This is a genomic window from Nostoc sp. DedQUE08, from assembly GCF_034530895.1.
Taxonomy (GTDB): domain Bacteria; phylum Cyanobacteriota; class Cyanobacteriia; order Cyanobacteriales; family Nostocaceae; genus Nostoc.
In genome coordinates this window covers 1-17183 of record NZ_JAVRCD010000100.1, presented here as the reverse complement: position 1 = coordinate 17183, position 17183 = coordinate 1, and the positions used below count along the sequence as shown (strand labels likewise).

Annotated in this window: 11 protein-coding genes; 4 read left to right on the top strand and 7 right to left on the bottom strand. The window is 41.5% G+C overall.

Going from position 1 to position 17183, the window contains the following annotated elements:
* Window positions 1-2881, bottom strand: a 2881-nt coding sequence (locus RMY64_RS35175; protein ID WP_322702505.1) for an NB-ARC domain-containing protein, incomplete at its 3' end; no start/stop codon positions are given.
* A gap of 168 nt (window positions 2882-3049) precedes the next feature.
* Here RMY64_RS35175 and RMY64_RS35170 point away from each other — a divergent pair.
* Both RMY64_RS35170 and RMY64_RS35165 read left to right on the top strand, forming a co-directional pair.
* The gene (locus tag RMY64_RS35170; RefSeq protein WP_322684259.1) at window positions 3050-3274 is read left to right on the top strand and encodes a hypothetical protein; all 225 of its coding nucleotides are present in this window, start codon (window positions 3050-3052) and stop codon (window positions 3272-3274) included.
* A 1266-nt stretch (window positions 3275-4540) separates the two neighbouring features.
* Window positions 4541-4825, top strand: a complete 285-nt coding sequence (locus tag RMY64_RS35165; RefSeq protein ID WP_174708855.1) for a peptidase — start codon at window positions 4541-4543, stop codon at window positions 4823-4825.
* Between the two features lie 103 nt (window positions 4826-4928).
* Here the strand turns inward: RMY64_RS35165 and RMY64_RS35160 are convergent, their stop codons facing one another.
* From RMY64_RS35160 to RMY64_RS35150, 3 genes are all read right to left on the bottom strand, one after another.
* A complete protein-coding gene (locus tag RMY64_RS35160) occupies window positions 4929-6857 on the bottom strand; it encodes an ABC-F family ATP-binding cassette domain-containing protein (RefSeq protein WP_322702504.1) in 1929 nt (642 codons plus the stop codon).
* A 72-nt stretch (window positions 6858-6929) separates the two neighbouring features.
* Window positions 6930-7346: a DUF1824 family protein gene (locus tag RMY64_RS35155; RefSeq protein ID WP_322675311.1), complete on the bottom strand. Its 417-nt coding sequence runs from the start codon at window positions 7344-7346 to the stop codon at window positions 6930-6932.
* 269 nt (window positions 7347-7615) lie between these two features.
* The gene (locus RMY64_RS35150) at window positions 7616-8464 is read right to left on the bottom strand and encodes a prohibitin family protein (protein WP_322675310.1); all 849 of its coding nucleotides are present in this window, start codon (window positions 8462-8464) and stop codon (window positions 7616-7618) included.
* Between the two features lie 100 nt (window positions 8465-8564).
* Between RMY64_RS35150 and RMY64_RS35145 the strand changes: the two genes are divergently transcribed.
* Window positions 8565-8792: a helix-turn-helix domain-containing protein gene (locus tag RMY64_RS35145; RefSeq protein WP_322689648.1), complete on the top strand. Its 228-nt coding sequence runs from the start codon at window positions 8565-8567 to the stop codon at window positions 8790-8792.
* Here RMY64_RS35145 and RMY64_RS35140 read toward each other — a convergent pair.
* Window positions 8777-8908, bottom strand: coding sequence for a hypothetical protein (locus RMY64_RS35140; RefSeq protein ID WP_322702503.1), 132 nt, complete (start codon window positions 8906-8908; stop codon window positions 8777-8779). The two genes, RMY64_RS35145 and RMY64_RS35140, sit on opposite strands and share 16 nt — an antisense overlap.
* 191 nt (window positions 8909-9099) lie before the next feature.
* On the opposite strand from RMY64_RS35140, the gene RMY64_RS35135 reads away from it, so the two are divergent.
* On the top strand, window positions 9100-9939 hold the full coding sequence (locus RMY64_RS35135) for a DUF928 domain-containing protein (protein ID WP_322702502.1): 840 nt from the start codon (window positions 9100-9102) through the stop codon (window positions 9937-9939).
* A 39-nt stretch (window positions 9940-9978) separates the two neighbouring features.
* Here the strand turns inward: RMY64_RS35135 and RMY64_RS35130 are convergent, their stop codons facing one another.
* A complete protein-coding gene (locus tag RMY64_RS35130; protein WP_322702501.1) occupies window positions 9979-12603 on the bottom strand; it encodes a CHAT domain-containing protein in 2625 nt (874 codons plus the stop codon).
* Window positions 12569-16606, bottom strand: a complete 4038-nt coding sequence (locus RMY64_RS35125) for a filamentous hemagglutinin N-terminal domain-containing protein (protein ID WP_322702500.1) — start codon at window positions 16604-16606, stop codon at window positions 12569-12571. The genes RMY64_RS35130 and RMY64_RS35125 overlap by 35 nt, the downstream gene beginning before the upstream one ends.
* Window positions 16607-17183: the final 577 nt, after the last annotated feature.

The following is a 17183-nucleotide window of genomic DNA, read 5'->3' as shown; positions in this document are numbered from 1 at the left end:
CATCTTGAATCGCCCTGGCAGCAGCAAGAGCTTCTGGCAATATATCTGGCAGTTTCTGGGTTAAGGCTAAGGCACTCAAGGCATTGGCACGATTTGACTCATCTTGAATCGCCCTGGCAGCAGCAAGAGCTTCTGGCAATATATCTGGCAGTTTGTCAGATAAGGCACTCAAGGCATTGGCACGATAACGCTCATCCTGAATCGCCCTGGTAGCAGCAAGGGCTTCTGGCAATATATCTGGCAGTTTCTGGGTTAAGGCTAAGGCTCTTAAGGCATTGGCACGATAACGCTCATCCTGAATCGCCCTGGCAGCAGCAAGGGCTTCTGGCAATACATCTGGCAGTTTGTCAGATAAGGGACTCAAGGTATAAGCACGAGAATACTCATCCTGAATCGCCCTGGCAGCAGCAAGGGCTTCTGGCAATATATCTGGCAGTTTGTCAGATAAGGCTCTTAAGGCATTGGCACGATAACGCTCATCCTGAATCGCCCTGGCAGCAGCAAGGGCTTCTGGCAATACATCTGGCAGTTTGTCAGATAAGGGACTCAAGGTATAAGCACGAGAATACTCATCCTGAATCGCCCTGGCAGCAGCAAGGGCTTCTGGCAATATATCTGGCAGTTTGTCAGATAAGGCTCTTAAGGCATTGGCACGATAACGCTCATCCTGAATCGCCCTGGCAGCAGTAAGGGCTTCTGGCAACAACTCTGGTGGCAGTTTCTTGGCTAAGGCACTCAAGGCATTGGCACGATAATCCTCATCCTGAATCGCCCTGGCAGCAGCAAGGGCTTTTTGCTGTGCTAATTCTTGAAGATTTGGTGTTAAATAATTGACTAGTTCTGTCAGCAAGTCGATTTTCTCTTGTGGTTCTGGTTTTTGCAGCGTATAAGCTAGTCCTTGTTCGGGAGTCCAAATCTTGTTTTTGACCAACGCTACCAGCAGATTTGCTGGTAGATTAGCAGCCAAACTATTCATCGATGCAGTAATCAAAGCATAACGACACTGCAAGCTTAGTGTTGATTCAGTCCAATTTGCTTCTGCTAGTTCCCAGGCACGAGAGATATCTGTGATGTAACCGCCAGTTTGTGCCAATTGTTCTCGCACTTCATACCAGCCATTGCTTCCAGTTGCAGACTCTTCCCGCAATAACTGGTGAATCTCTTCTAACTGTCCAGCCTTTTCCAAATGCCAAACTAAACGCTGATGAATGTAACCATCATCGAGTAAAGTATGCCATAAACCATTTTGGGTTTTCTGCCGATACTTCTTTAAAAAAGCAGCGTGAACATCAGCAAGGTTTAAACCCAACCCAGCCAAATCTCCTGGGCGCTTTGGCACAGAGGGAGCAGTTAACAAATTACAAGCTAAATCGTGGAATAAGTCATGTAAGCGATAGGTAGGCATACCATCAGCAAGCGGTACTCCTGTTAATAGCAATGCTTTATTCCGTAAATATTGCAACATCTTGGCAGCATCACGCTTATCCATCTGCCACAGCGTTGCCGCCATCATCTTATTAATGTTGACATCCTCCGGCAATACCCCTAACCAAGAGAAATGCTGCTGCTTTTCTGGTGGCATTCTCTTGACACTCAAATTTAATGATGCCGTTAAACTCAGGCGTTTTAAACTAGCCTCATCAGTAATTTCTCCGGCTTCCGGTCGGTCAAAACTTGTTAATCTCGCTACTTCTTGCTGAATATCTCCCAACAGTTCATTCCAAGTCGTACCACAGGCAACTTCGGCGGCTGCAAGTTCCAATGCTAGGGGAAGATAACCAACACCTTTGGCTAAATTTTCTGCTGAGTGACGTTCTGTGCCTGTAATCTCGCGTCTTAATTTCTTGGTCAGCAATTCCATTGCCTGGTTTGGTTTCATTATATCCAGGCTGTAGGTGTTGGCTGCTAAGGCATCGGCAATGTGACCTTCACGAGTAGTTACTAAAACTTGACAACGCGCACCACCAAAATTAAATGCTCGTGCATCTTCGGTATTCCAAGCATCATCCACCACCAGCAACACAGCCTTGTCATAAAGCAGAGTCCGCAAATGCATAGAAGTTGCTTCTATACTTGTAGGTTTAAAGCTATAGTCTCCTAATGCTTGCACCCAGCCACTAAGTAAAGCCAGCACATTGGGTTGTTGACCTAATGTTGCCCAAAGAATGCCATCACAAAAACGAGATTGTATTTCTGCATTATGGGCTAAAGCCGCAGCTAAAGTAGATTTGCCCACCGAACCCAAACCGTGAATCGCAGTAATTACTAAAGTGCGACTATCAGACGATGAACCATTTAAAAGACGAGTCTTTAAATCATCGCTGTATTCTGGGCGTTCTACAAAGTATGTGGGTAAAGGTGGCGCTTGAAATATACTTGTGTGACCTAACCCCCTAACCCCCTTCCCTACAAGGGAATGGGGAAAATTCAAAGCCTCTCTCCCTGTGGGGGAGAGGTTTGGAGAGGGGTTATTTAATTTCGATTTCTCTGGTCTACTACTTTCCCAAGCTTCATCAAACCGTTTTAAGTTCCTTTCCCTATCTCTTGACCATAGCTTGAGTGTAAAATGCCATTCCTCAACACCCTTGGTTTGCAGACGGTTATCTTCCAGAATCTTCAAGAAATCCTTCAGCAAATTCAGCGCTTCTCGAATTTGCACTTTAGTTAACTTGCCAGGATATTTATCTTTTTGCGTCAGCAACTCCAATGTTACCAACGTAGTCTGCACAGTCAGCTTGGGGTTAGCACTGTCTGCTTCTTTCCAGTCGAACTCAATTTTAAAGTTAGCGTCCTCAAATTCTCCATCGGCAAAACAAAGCAACGCCTCTAGCAGACGCTTGACTCGCTTTTGAATTTGAGGCCCATAGGTAATTCGTGGCATTACATCCAAAAAATTGAGTAAGAAATTTGGGGCTACCCCAGATTGAAACTACCACCCCAAACTCATGTAATCCAGATTCTAAGGCATTTTCAGCAAGATTAGGGTATTTGCATCAGGGCACAACCCCAAAGAGAACCTGTATTTAACAACTCTTTGGGGTACAAACAAATGCAAATTAAGCGTCATATTCTCAGTAAAACCATTGCTTTGTTGCTGGCAATGCAACTATTCTTGATTGGTTTACAAGCTAAAAGCCGAATCGAGCAAGATAACTCATCCATTGAGGCGTTAATTTGGATGACTCAACAATATATTTCAGTGCTGGTTAAAATTCGTAGCTTGCAGGATAAAAGGGAGAAAAACGATTCTCCAAAGCTCAAAAGTAAAAGATGAAATGGTAGGGTGTGTTAAGCAGAGGCGATGCCTACGGTGGTCACTGAGCCTGTCGAAGTGCGGTAAACTACGCAGTTTATCAGAGATAGTAGCGTGTTGTGGAAGTGCGATCCAAACAAGAAAAACCCCATCCCATCAAAGTTACGCTTTGTCTCATATCTTCGCAAGCAAAGAAGGGGTGTACAATGTCTAAGTTAATTTTGATAGCTTGTAGTAAGCACTTTAGTGCTTAAAATAATCAGGACTAAAGTCCTTACTACAAACTTGCTTATCTATCAATTTCAACTTGACGTACTACTAGCAAACTAGCCAACAAATACTCAGTCTATGTATTTGGCTCTTAAGGCTTGGCTACACTAGTAACATCCTTGTTAAGAACCCCTAAAGCTGTAGACAAATTCGATTTATTTGGTGCAGAGGCTTTCAGTCCTGCCTCAATCTCATCGGCTTTATCTTCAATTTGTTTGTAGGTAGTAGGAGATTTAGCTTTGACTCCATCCTCAACCTTTGACCATAAATCTTCAAATTTATCAAATTCCCCTTTCGCTTTGGTAAAATCTCCCGCCTCAACTGCGGTCTTAGTATTGGTAACAACACCCTGTAGACCTTGAAATTCAGTTGTTGTAGCCGGAGTTGCTGCTGCACTAGGGGTGGTTGTCGCAGCCGGAGTGGCTGTTTAATGCTATCAAGGTAAAAAACTCGGAAAGAACCAATATTTTCTCTTTCCGAGTTTTTTATTTGCTGTGCTTTCCCTTAGCTCGACTTTATCCATTTTTACGAAACCCAAAACCTGACACTGAAACCTTTGTGGGACGGTAGTTTTACTTTTTAGATTTAACCGATAATCAGTGACATGGAAAAAGTTTTTGCCAAAAAGCTAGGGTTTTTGCCGTATCAAGATAAGCAAGTTCTTAATTTTGGATAAAGTCGAGCTTAGAGGTTGTTTGAAAAGTGATTGGCTGTGATTTTAATTGCATTGTTACCCCCCTTAGTCCCCCCTTTAGAAGGGGGGAAACAAGAAAAATCCGGTTCCCTCCCCAATACATACGGGGAGGGTTAGGGTGGGGTAAAAAATATTTAATACATCAATCGTGACTTTTCAAACATCCTCTTAAGAACGGAGTCTATCAAGACAGACTCCTCACACCAATTGCTGAGTTCGAGTCTTGTCTGAAAAAACTCGATTTTTCTCATCTCATTTGCATTTCAGGTGATATTGAGCCTACATTGTATTGGGAAAAAGTTTCTACTGACAGGAAAAATAGCATGAAACGTTCATTTCGTAAGTATCATCGTATCCTTGGCATCATCCTATCTGTGCCACTTATGTTAACCGTGCTGACTGGAATATTAACAACCTTTGTCCGCGAGTGGTCTATTGGTATAGGAGTTCCAGCTAGCTTCCTGTTAAGTATCCATACAGGCGAAATCTTTCATCTGCAAGGAATCTACCCAATTTTGAATGGATTAGGACTTCTGGGATTGTTGGTGACAGGATTAAATATGTCTGGTTTATTTGGTAAAAAAACTCGGCAAAACCCTAATAATTAAACTAAGAAGCTAGTGGCAAACGTACCTGAATGAATACAGTGTAACCATTTCATTGATTTTGAATGAGCGGTTTATTTACGCCGTGGCTTACTAGCTAGTAATTTCAAGACTCTATTTCAGCTAATTCTAACCAGCGTTCAGTCGCTACATCGATGGCGTGCTTGAGATTTTCCACCTGATTATAGAGTTTTTGCACTTCGCTATAATTCCCCGGTGAGACATTCGCCAGTGTTTTCTCGGTTTCCGCTTTCTGGGCCTCTAACTCGGCAATTTTACCTTCCAACTGGTCAAATTCTTTTTTCTCCCAATTCGATAATCTCCGCCGCTTGATATTCTCTACCTGTTTGGGTGAAGCCGCACCATTTTGGACTTCGGCATTTTTGGGTTTCTCTTTAGCGTTCGCAGCTTGTTGCTGTGCTTCTTCAGCCTTCTTATAGTCCAGATAAATCGAGTAATTACCTGGATATTGCCTCAGATTACCGCCTTCTTCAAAGGAAAATACTGTGTCGATGGTGCGATCGAGAAAGTAGCGATCGTGAGAAACTACAATTACACACCCGACAAAATCTTCTAAATAATCTTCTAATACTGCCAATGTTTGGACATCTAAATCATTTGTCGGTTCATCTAAAATTAAGACATTGGGCGCACTCATCAAAACCCGCAACAGAAATAAACGGCGTTTTTCCCCACCCGAAAGTTTACTAATTGGGGCATACTGCTGATTACCAGGAAACAAAAACCGCTCCAACATTTGCGAAGCGGTAATTTGAGTACCATCGGTAATTTTGACAAATTCTCCTTCTTCTTTGATATAGTCAATCACGCGCTGATTTTCGTTTAAGGCTGTGAGCAATTCTTCCGAATGCTGGTTAAAATAACCGATGTGAACTGTAGTACCAATTTCCGCAATGCCGGAATCTGGCTTAATCCGTCCAGTAATGATATCCATTAAAGTCGATTTACCAGCACCGTTAGCGCCGATGATGCCGATGCGGTCTTCTGGACTAAATTCGTAGGTGAAATTATTAATCAGGGTGCGTCCATTGTATGCCTTAGAAATGTTATCTAACTCAATAACCTTTTTCCCAATGCGACGACCGACTGTCGAAATATCAACTTTACCCTGAACTTGTTTAAATTCAGTATCCCGCAGAGCGTGAGCGCGGTCAATTCTCGCTTTTTGCTTGGTACTTCTAGCTTTTGGCCCTTTTTTGAGCCATTCCAACTCGCGGCGCAACAAGCCTTGGTGTTTGCGTTGACTGCTGACGGCAGATTCTTCAGCTAAAGCTTTCTTTTCGAGGTAATATGAATAGTTACCTGTATAGGTGTAAATGTCGCCTCGGTCGATTTCAATAATCCGGTTGGTAACGCGATCTAGAAAATAGCGATCGTGGGTAATCAGAAACAATGCGCCGCGATAGCGATTTAAATAACTTTGTAACCATTCCACAGAAAGAGCATCAAGATGGTTTGTCGGTTCATCCATGAGCAAAGCATCTGGTTCTGATAGCAAGGCTGATGCTAAAGCAATGCGCTTGCGATAACCTCCAGATAAAGTACTTATCTTGGCATCAAAGTCAGAAATTCCTAATTTTGTCAGAATGATTTTGGCATTAGTTTCTAATTCCCAAGCACCAGTCGTATCCATGTGTTGCATCACCACAGAAAGGCGAGACATCAGTTGACTATCATCTGGATAGTGAACCAATTTATCAGAAAGTTCTTCATACTCGCGTACTAAAGCCATGTGTTCGCCACTGTCAGCGAAAACTTGCTCTAAAACTGTATGATTTTCATCTAAATCTGGCTGCTGCGGTAAGTAGATAATTTTAGAACCGGAATTGATTAAAATTTGACCGCTATCAATGGATTCTAACCCAGCGATCATTTTTAATAGAGTTGATTTACCTGAACCGTTAGTACCAATTAATCCCACTTTATCGGTAGCATCAAGGCTAAAGCTAGCATCTTTTAAAATTTCCTTGATCCCAAAGTCTTTTTTTACTGATTGTAGTGTAATAATACTCATAAGATTGAAGTCATTAATTGTTTTTCATTAGTGAGTAGGTAAGGTATTTGCCTTACCTACATTCGCAAAACTCTATACAAATAAGTCCAAGGGAAGGTGTCCATACATTTCGTTGATTCCATCTTCGTCATAAGACTGGCAAGATACTAATACACCACGATGATGTCCATCATAGGAATCAAGATAACACAAGCCGTTTTTGCCATTTAATTTGATATAAACTGGCCCTTCGGGTGTAAGTAAATTGTTTGGCGGTTCATAACCCAAAGCCAGAGAATAGGTTTTCATTGCCAATATTCCTTCTTCTGCCGTATCAGCACAAATTCCTAAAATTTGGTAATCAGTAAGCTTGGTGAGCAAAATTAAGGCATTACGAATTACTACTTTTTCTGATGAGTTGAGGATAGGGGCAATGTCTAGACAGTTGAATTTGTTCAGTAATTTTTTCGCTTCTTCGGCAGTGAGATTTTGAGGATTGGAGGTTGACATAAACTTCGACTATTATCTGGTTAGCTTTTCTGTGGTGTTTGAGTTGGGACTAGTACCGCAAGGCAAAAGTCAAAAGTCACTCATGCTTGAATTTTGGGCTTTCTGGCTGTAATGAAATGGAACGTTTCCACTAATCTGTACTAACCCAACTTATACCATTTTGGATTTTAGGTTTTGAATTGGAAATAGTCCAATGTATTGGAGAATTTGTCTGAGGTCAGAGCAAATTCCATCATTTTAGACCTTGCGGTCTCATGCCCACTTCCCTTTTACGGTTGATTTTGGACATTCCCAAGGTTGAATATAAAGGGTACGCCATTTTTTGAGTCATTACCCATAACCAAGACTTTCGGCATCTGAGCGCCGCCAGTCTTCCAAGCTTCAATTGCTTCTTTTTGCAGAACTAACTGCCCTCCTTGGGCTTTGAGTGTCTCTGCTAAAAGTCTTTGAGCTTCTGCCCTACCTTTAGCGCGATTCACGTCTGCTTGCGCTTCTTGTTCGGCTTCCCGTGCTACATAAACGGCTCTTTGCGCCCGTTGTTCAGCAATTTGTTTTTCTTCAACTGCTCTGGCAAATTCTGGTGAGAATGCTAAATCAACTACGCTAGTATCTAATACAATTATCCCATATTTGTCTAAGCGATCGCCTAACGCATTATCGAAGTCTTCTTTTAACTCACTTCGTTTGGTAATCGCTTCTTCTACTGTTCTTCTAGCTGCGGCAATTTTAAATGCTTCTTGTGTCTGAGGGGCAATGATTTTTGAAACAATATTCTCTAATGTTCCTTGTTTTCTTCTAACTTCAACTACCTTTATCGGATCGAGGCGAAAGTTAATTGCAAATCTTGCAGATAAATTTTGCAAATCTTTAGTGGAACTCTCTGCTGGTACTTCAAATTTTTGCACCGTTAAATCATACACATCTATCACGGTGATAAAAGGCGGTTTTAAATGAATACCTTCCAATAAAGCACCATCTCTGGCTTTACCCAAGATGCTGATTACTCCTGCTTGTCCTGGGTTAATAATGATAAAGGAATTTAGCCCAATAATCACCAGTATTGCTAACACAATTCCCAAAACTGTGGTTTGCCAATTACCCAATTGCTGATTTTTCAAATTCCCCTCTCCAATATTTAGTTAGTCATACCAATTCTATATGAGGCTGCATAGAAATATAGAATAAAAAACATGGAAGATTAAAGAGCAAAAGCAAACGATGGCACGTCCTTTCAACGTAGAAATATCGGAGAGTGCTGAGTATTTGTCCAAAAGTCTCAAGAAGGTTCGCACAGCTTTTGAAAAAGAACGTTTACAAATGATGTGGTGGATAAAAACAGAACAAGTTAGACAGCATAAGGAATTAAGCCAACGACTGGGTAGAGATGGCTCAACCGTAACAAGGTGGTTACAAAAGTATCGACAAGGATTTTATGAAGATGCATAGAAAAGAGCTTCTAGGATAAAATTATAAGAAGAGGTAGAAATCACCTGCTCAAAAGTAAGTTGGTCGAATAATTCTTGGATGCGATCGCGTAATACCAATTCTGTATGAAGATGCACATAAAAAGACCCCACTGTAGTCCCCTCGATGCCTTGGGGGGACGGCGTAGCCGGAGGGTAAATATATGTAGCTTCAATTCAAATAAAATGCGATCGCATACAAAAAAAATGGTAACGATCGATTTCACCAAATGCTACGTTAACCTTTATGATGACGATAGCAACAAGCAAAAATCGTACCTATTAAGTCAATGAAATGGATCTTAACAACTGCTTTGATTTTGAGCAGCACTACTCAATATTCTGCACAAGTAATAGATCGAGCTAAACAACCAACTACTAATAAACAGCCTGCACAACCAGTTAAAACACCTGCTTCACCTCAACAACCTACTTCTCGACCAGTTTTTACTTTGCCAAAAGCACCTGCTCCATTAAGTCCTGTATCTGGGCGTAGAACAGGAATGGGTAGTCGAGATAATTGTCCTGCGGTCTCAACCCCGCTCACTGCCTTAGTACCATTTCAAGAGGAACAAAAGGTTGGCAAACAGACAAACAATTCAATTATTGGGACTGTAGAAGGACTAACCACTTTAGAACGGCCTACGTTTTGGTTTTACATTCCCTACACTAAGAATTTGTCTAATTCAAGTGCTGAATTTAGCTTACAGGATAGCGCCGAAAATGATGTTTATAGAAATGCGATCGCCCTACCTTCAAAGCCAAGTATCATTGGTATTTCTCTCCCTAGTACTGCTTCATTAGAAGTCGATAAGACATATCGCTGGTATTTCAAAGTTCGTTGTAACAAAGAGACAGCAAGCATTCCTGTATATGTAGAAGGGGGCATTAAAAGAATCAATTTAGACGAGCGTGTTATGCAACAATTACAAGCTGCAAATCAGCCTCGGAAAAAAATTATAATCTATGCTGAAAAAGGGATTTGGTTTGACGCTTTAAATATGCTAGTACAAATACGTATTTCTAATTATAATGATGCATATCTTGAAAAAGATTGGCAAAGTTTATTGCAATCAATCAATTTGGATAATCTTGCTACGATGCCCCTAATAAAATTACCAACCCGCTAATAATTTCATATCCAGTAAAGTATGTATAAACCTAGATTTTTACAACCAATTACCAACTATAACGTAGGGTGCCCAGTACATCGGACAGTTATATTCAGGAGCTTCAAGTAATTTTAATTGAGCAAAGCGTAAAGCTTCTGCCGTAGTTTTACCAGTCACTAACTGGCGGTAAAATTCATCAATAAATAAAGCTGTAGAGTCATCACCAATTTGCCATAGGGAGGCTAAAGTACTCCGCGCACCAGCACGCAGGGCAACTCCTGCTAATCCCAATGCAGCTCGGTTATCTCCTGCTGCTGTTTCGCAAGCACTCAAAACAAGTAATTCAACTGGCTCTGTTAGTTTTTGCTCTCTACTTTTGAGCAAACTATCTAATTCACTCACATTGATGCGTCCATCAGCTGCTAGGATAAAAGTGTCTTTTGCTTTAGAACTAAATTGCCCGTGAGTTGCCAAATGAACAACTCTAAAAGCTTGAGCGTTGATGGTTTTTGCTAAATTTGTACTGGTAAAATTTTTATCCAATAATGTAGTTGTCGATACGCCTGATTCCTGAATGAATTTCAGTTCAACCTTAACGTTGGGAAGTGGTGCAAACTTTTCATTTTTGGGTGGTTGTGATAGTCCTCCAGCAAGGGCATTTAATTTTTTCTGTCCTAGAGGTTTGGGAGTAAATAGTTGCAGTCCGGGGCTAATAGCTACAGAGTATTTTTGGACTAAATACTCTCTGCCATCATATAATGCAGACATCGGGATATTTCGCAGCAACCCATCTGGAATAAAGACTAGAGTATTAACTTTACTATTTTTAAGGTCTGTTTCAACTGGTTTAATTAACCAGTTATAAAGTTGTTGAGAAACTGTTTTAAATTTATGATCGGCATCGGGTTGGACTATTGTCTTTCGTATTTCTGTAATAACTTGCTCTACTTGCTGACGGTTGACTTGAGAAGTTTTATGAATCAACGGTTTCTTAGGAAGTTTGATGATAACTTCTAAATAGTTATCTAGGATAATCGGATAGAAAATAGCAGTATTCGGGTTGTTGCGGTCTACTACTTTGTCTAGCACCACAAATTGGTTGCTCAAGCAAGCTTCTCGAAAAAAATTGTCGAGTTCTGCAACTTGCAAGGCCTCTATTCGCTGACGTGCTTTATCTAAATCTGGTTTTCCTTGTCCTTTCTCTTGTAAAAGCAACTCTACAGACTGTCGATAAAGAGGTTCTATGCGATCGCGAAAATTAAACTGTACGTCTCGATTAATCGCAACTAAATCGCTGCGAAGAGACTGAAGAGTTGTGACAGCAGCATCATAAGCAGATATGGCAGCTGGCATATTTCCCTGTGCTTTGAGTAAGCGTCCTAATTGCCACTCAAGGCGATAAGCTATATCTGAGGCATCGATTTTTTGAGCTAGAAACAACGCTTGCTGCGTCAAATCCTGTGCTTCTTGCAATTGTTGGTTTTGCTCGTAAACTTCTCCCAAGCTGCCCAGTGCATAGGATTGGGCACGTTCATCGCCGATGATTTTGGCTTGTTGAACGCTAGTTGCCAGAATCTCTGCAATGTCTTTTTTGTTACCAATTGCAGTCAAAGTCTGAGCAAAATTGATTCGTGCATAAATACCAGCTTGATTGCTAGGCAGATTAGGAAATTGAGATTGGATTGTGGGTATTAATGACTTTGCTTCAGTGATGCGTTCGTTTTCGACCAGCAAACTCAGCCGATTAATCAGGGCTTGAACTTTGGCCAGAGAGTTTGGTGCAATTTTGGCAGCATTTTCATAATGAGCGATCGCATCTTTAATATTACTTAACGACCTAGCAGTATTACCAAGACTAAATTCTGTCAAACTAATTTCTAGAGGTAGTTGCAGACGTTGAGCGATTTCTAAGCTTTGTTGTAAGTTTTTCTGGGATGACTCTAGTTCGCCTAATTGTTGTAAGACATTGCCAAGCGATCGCAAAGCTGTTACTTTTACAAGTGAGTCAGGTTGGGAAATTAATTGTTGGGATACTTCATTCAATATATCTAAGCTACGGCGATAAAAACCAGCAACTCGTAGAGCTTGTGCTTGGTTAATCCGGCTGCGCGTTATTCCGGCATTGTCACCTAATTTCTTCCAGACTTGCTCTGCTTCTTGTGAGGTTTTCACAGATGCATCAGTTTGCCCTTGTGATAGTTGCAACTCGCCCTGAATATTTAGAGTTGGTGCGAGAATTTCTAACAATTCAGACTTGGGATTGTTGACATTTAACTTTTGACTTATCTCATCCCAACCAAGCAAATTTAAGCTATTGTCAATAGTTGCATAAGCTTCTTTCCAGGAGCCGAGTTGCTGGTATACAAGACAGAGGTTAGTCAGCGCTGCGGCTTGTGCGAGGTTATTGCTTTCTCGTTGATAGGTACGGACAGCTTGTTGTAGAATAGTTACCGCTTCAGTAAAGCGTCCAGCTTGATAAAGTGCTTCTCCTTGCTCAAGAAGTGGCTGTGGTATTGTGGCTGGGGGTTTGTTGGTTTGGATGTGAAACCCGTCTGGTAAATTTGTCTGGAGTTGTTTAGCAAATGTGCTAGGGATAATAATCAGGAAAACAGCAAGGGTAAATAGGACTACGGGAGTTACCGCAAATCTAATTACTCGCTTTGGCAGCTGAAGTTTTGCCATATTTCACACCTCCCTGAGATACAGGACAGGAAGCAGGTGTTTGCCAAGGGCTGTGGGGGTTGAGTTGAGGAACTTGTGCTACTAGTTCTATGTTTCCATTGCGATCGATTACCCAGCCAGAAGCTTCCACAATTGGAATTGTAGCAATGGGAGTAGTTGAAACTGCTGTTGGTTGTGGCACAGGCGTTGTGTTTGCTAAGTTTTCTGCGTTTGGTCTTAATTTCACCCAAGCAGACACAGTACTTGAATCTTGTAATGGTTCAGTGGGATTGATGGGTAGTCCGCCGCGTCCTGTTACCACAAATGTATTTTGGAATTGCCGAGTTCCAGGTGTGCAGGCATTTGAAATTTGCTTAGAAGCATCAACTAGATTAATCGGAAGTTCGACTAAACCGTTATTAGGGTCTACATCAGGTCGAGTAATTTCTATATTGCCGCTTAAATCAGGCGTTGCGCCTTTGGCGGTAATATCACTTGTGTTTGGCGAAGGCTCTTTTCTAGATTTGATGCCAAAGATCCCTGCAATATTTTTGATGGTGACATTCCCGCCACGGAAGTTAACGGAATCTGCTCTAATGTCGCTATTTTCATTGGGAACAGCCACGATGAAGCCATTTTTGGAATCAATTGTAATGTTACCACCAGTGATATCATTACCACTGGCGTTAGTGGTTATGCTGCTACCTCGACGTAATAATAGTAGAGGCGAGTTGAGAAAAATATCTCCACCTCCTCCTGTAGTGTCAGCGCTTATTTTTGCGCCGTTGTCAAGACGGATAAAGTTAGCCTGTACTGTGAGATCACCTGCACTTCCCGAACCAACACTGCTCACAGTTAGTCCACTGGCTGCACCTTGATTGCCTACTTTCGGTTTGCCATAGATATCGATATTGTCAGCGACGAATTGAGCAAGTCGAGCCAAGTAAGTTGGATCGCTGTCTCTTATTGTCGCACTGCCAGTGGCATTAAGAGTGATGCTACCCGCACGCCCACTACCAGATGTAATGGCAGTCAGTTGCCCACCCGACATTGCCTCAAAAGTATTCGTATTGATATTAATTGCTCCCCCTGTTCCACTGGCTGTAGTTCGGGCATCTACAATCGCGCTATCGGAAATACTGAATGTATTTGTATTCACTGTTATATTGCCGCCAACTCCAGAGGAATTGGTGCTGCTAAATATACCACTCGATACTGCATCTACGAACTGTGGAGGAGAATTGAACCTGGGTGGAATATTATTTTTAAAAAGGTCGGTAGGAGTCACTGTTGTATTAGTCCCAGATAAACTAACTTTATCTGTTGTATTGATGAAGATATTACCAGCTTTTCCTTCTCCTGATGTGACAGTATTCAGTTGAGCGCCATCTGTTAATAAGAGCGATTGCGCTGTGATGTTAATCCCTTGAGCATCTCCAGTTGCCCCTTTTTGTACGGCAGTAGAGATGTCACTATCAGCCAAGGAAATTTTACCCGTAGTCTGCACAGAAACCCCGCCAGCATTTCCTTGTCCTTGAGTGCTAGCAGATATCAAAGATTGATAAGAGGAGATAAATCCTGCTTGAATATCTATATCTCCAGCTTTACCCTTCCCATTAGCAAAAAGTGTAGTCGTAATAAAGCTCTTGTCTAGAGATAAACCATCCCTGAGATAGATTGATATGCCGCCAGCATTTCCCTCTACTTTATTCTCCAAATTATTATTGTCGCCCACTCCAGTAGCCAAAAAAGAGCCGTTTATTAATTTGAGAGATGGCGCTTCGATCCTAATATTGCCTCCATTGCCTTTTATTGTGTTACTTGGGGTGCAGCCAACGGCAATTAATGAGCAGACTCCAACGTTGCTGAATGCGCTACCTTTATCAAACAATACGCGATCGCGGGCATTAATGGTTATATCTCCAGCATCTCCGTTTTGTCCATTGGCGCTGGCAGCTAAAAAAGATCCATTAGTCACAGAAAGTGTGCCAGTATTGATGGTTATACTGCCTGCATTCCCTTCACCTTGGGTGTTGGAAATTAATTGAGCGCCATTTGTTAAGAAAAGCGACCCGCTAGTAATTTTGATGTCGCCTCCATTACCTTCTACTTGTGTGCTATCACCAAAGGCAAGCTGATTAACATCAGTATATACTTTGGCTCCATACTCGAAAGAGACGGTATTGCGGGCATTAATAATTATATTTCCGGCATTTCCCCGTCCATTGGCACTAGCAGCTAAATAAGATTCATTAGTCAAAAAAAGCGAGTCTGTATTGATGGTTATATTGCCTGCATTTCCCACTCCCGAAGTACTGGCAGTTAAATAAGATTTATCATCTCCATTAGTTACAGAAAGCGAGTCTGTATTGATGGTTATACTGCCTGCATTTCCCATTTCTTTAGTGCTGGCATCAAGTTGAGAATTTGTTAAGGAAAGCGACCTGCTAGTAATTTTGATGTCGCCTCCATCACCTTTTACATGTGTAGTATTATCACGGAGCTTATCGACATTAGTATATACTTGCCCATTCTCGAAGGAGGCGGTATTACGGGCATTAATAGTTATATTTCCGGCATTTCCCACTCCCAAAGTACTGGCAGCTAAGTAAGATTTATTAGTGACATAAAGTGAGCCAGTGTCAATAGTAATATTTCCAGAATTTCCCTCTTTCTCAGTGCTAGAAGTGAAGTAAGAATCATTGGTAACAAAAAGTGAACCAGTGGTGATATTGATATCACCTCCATTACCTTTGCCTGTGACATTGGTATAAGCGTGACTTTCTTTATTGAAGGAGACAGTATCGCCGGCATTAATAGTTATATTCCCTGCATCTCCCTGTCCATTGGCGCTGGCTGCCAAGAAAGAGCTTTCAAAAACTGAAAGTGACCTGGTATTGATAGTGATGTTGCCTGCATTTCCCTGTCCTTTGGTACTGGTTCCTAGAAAGGAGTTATTGCTCAGAGAAAGTGAATCAGCATTGATATTAATATTTCCACTATTGCCCACAGCGTCGTGTTCCACTTTATTGTAAATATTGCTGTCGTCTGCGATCGCAACTATCCCAGTGGCATTAATTTTTATATCTCCCGCCTGAGTTTTGGATGAACCACCGCTTAAAATTCCTGTCACAAGTTGGCTTCCCCGCAATATCTTCAAGTTTGCTGCATTGATAGCAATACTCCCACCACCAGCAGTTTCTACATTTACACTAGATTTATTATCTAAAGAAACATCCCCTCGCGCACTTTCAGCAGGAAAGCCCAAGCGAAAGTTGTTACCATCTATCTGAAGTGCTACAGTTCCCCTTGATGTCAATCCTCCCAACTCGACTCGACCACCATAAGCATTCAGTATCCCACCATCCATGTTGATATTGCCGCCTACTAGCAGCAAACTCTTTCCATGTGGAACTCCTAAACCAAGAGCATCCGAACCCTCTGGGTCTTGTCCTGCTGGCGCAATTGAACTATTTTTAATCGGGGAAGCCGCAATTTGATTGAATAATAAGGCATTTGGATTTACTGTTAACAAGGCTGAAGGTGCTTCTGGATTCGAGGCGCTGAAAAATCCCAAATTGCCAAACCCAATGGCATTGGCTGTTGTGGCGACAAACGAACCGCCGATGTTCAAACTAGCATTTTTACCAAAAATAATCCCATTGGGATTAATTAGAAACAGATTGGCTCTGCCCTTAGATTTGATTAAACCATCAATATTAGAAATTAACTTGCCTGTTACTCGTGTCAGGATGTTCTGAATATCGGGTGCATTATCGAACAAAGCAGTACTGCCATTGGGAACAGAGAACTCCCCAAAGCTGTGGAACAGATTACCCCCTCTTGTGGTTCCACCTTTAATAATCCTGGTATTGCCCTGTAATTTCACATTGGAATTATTTGGCAGAGTGCCATCTGGGGTGATTTGGGCAACTGAGATATTTGCATAAAAGGCGATGAACCCACTTCCAATGGCAATTCCTAGACCTTGTAACCAGTCCAAAGGCGCACTTCTAAAAGACATTGGACTCTCCTATAGAAAAGGAAATTTAGCTTGGAAGCCTTAATCCAGAGTGTAAGTATCAGGTTAATAAATTTATGTATAAGAGAGGATATTAGCAAATTGGCGTTACTAAATCAAGTAAATAAACTAGATCAAACGCATCTAAAGTATAAGAATCCTTCAATAGCAAGGGTTTGAGCGTTTGAGAATTGAGGCTATTTTTTCAATAATATCCTTATGCAGCGAGGCTTTCACAAATTACGCGCATTTGCCCCGATTAATAAAATCAACTCACTGCTACCAATTAAAAATCAGAAGGCAAAGCGAAAAAACTTCTGATTCTCAGCCGTGAATAAAATCAACTCACTGCTACCAATTAAAAATCAGAAGGCAAAGCGTAAAAAACCTCTGATTCTCAGCCGTGAATAAAATCAACTCACTGCTACCAATTAAAAATCAGAAGGCAAAGCGTAAAAAACCTCTGATTCTCAGCCGTGAATAAAATCAACTCACTGCTACCAATTAAGAATCAGAAGGCAAAGCGAAAAAACTTCTGATTCTCAGCCGTGAATAAAATCAACTCACTGCTACCAATTAA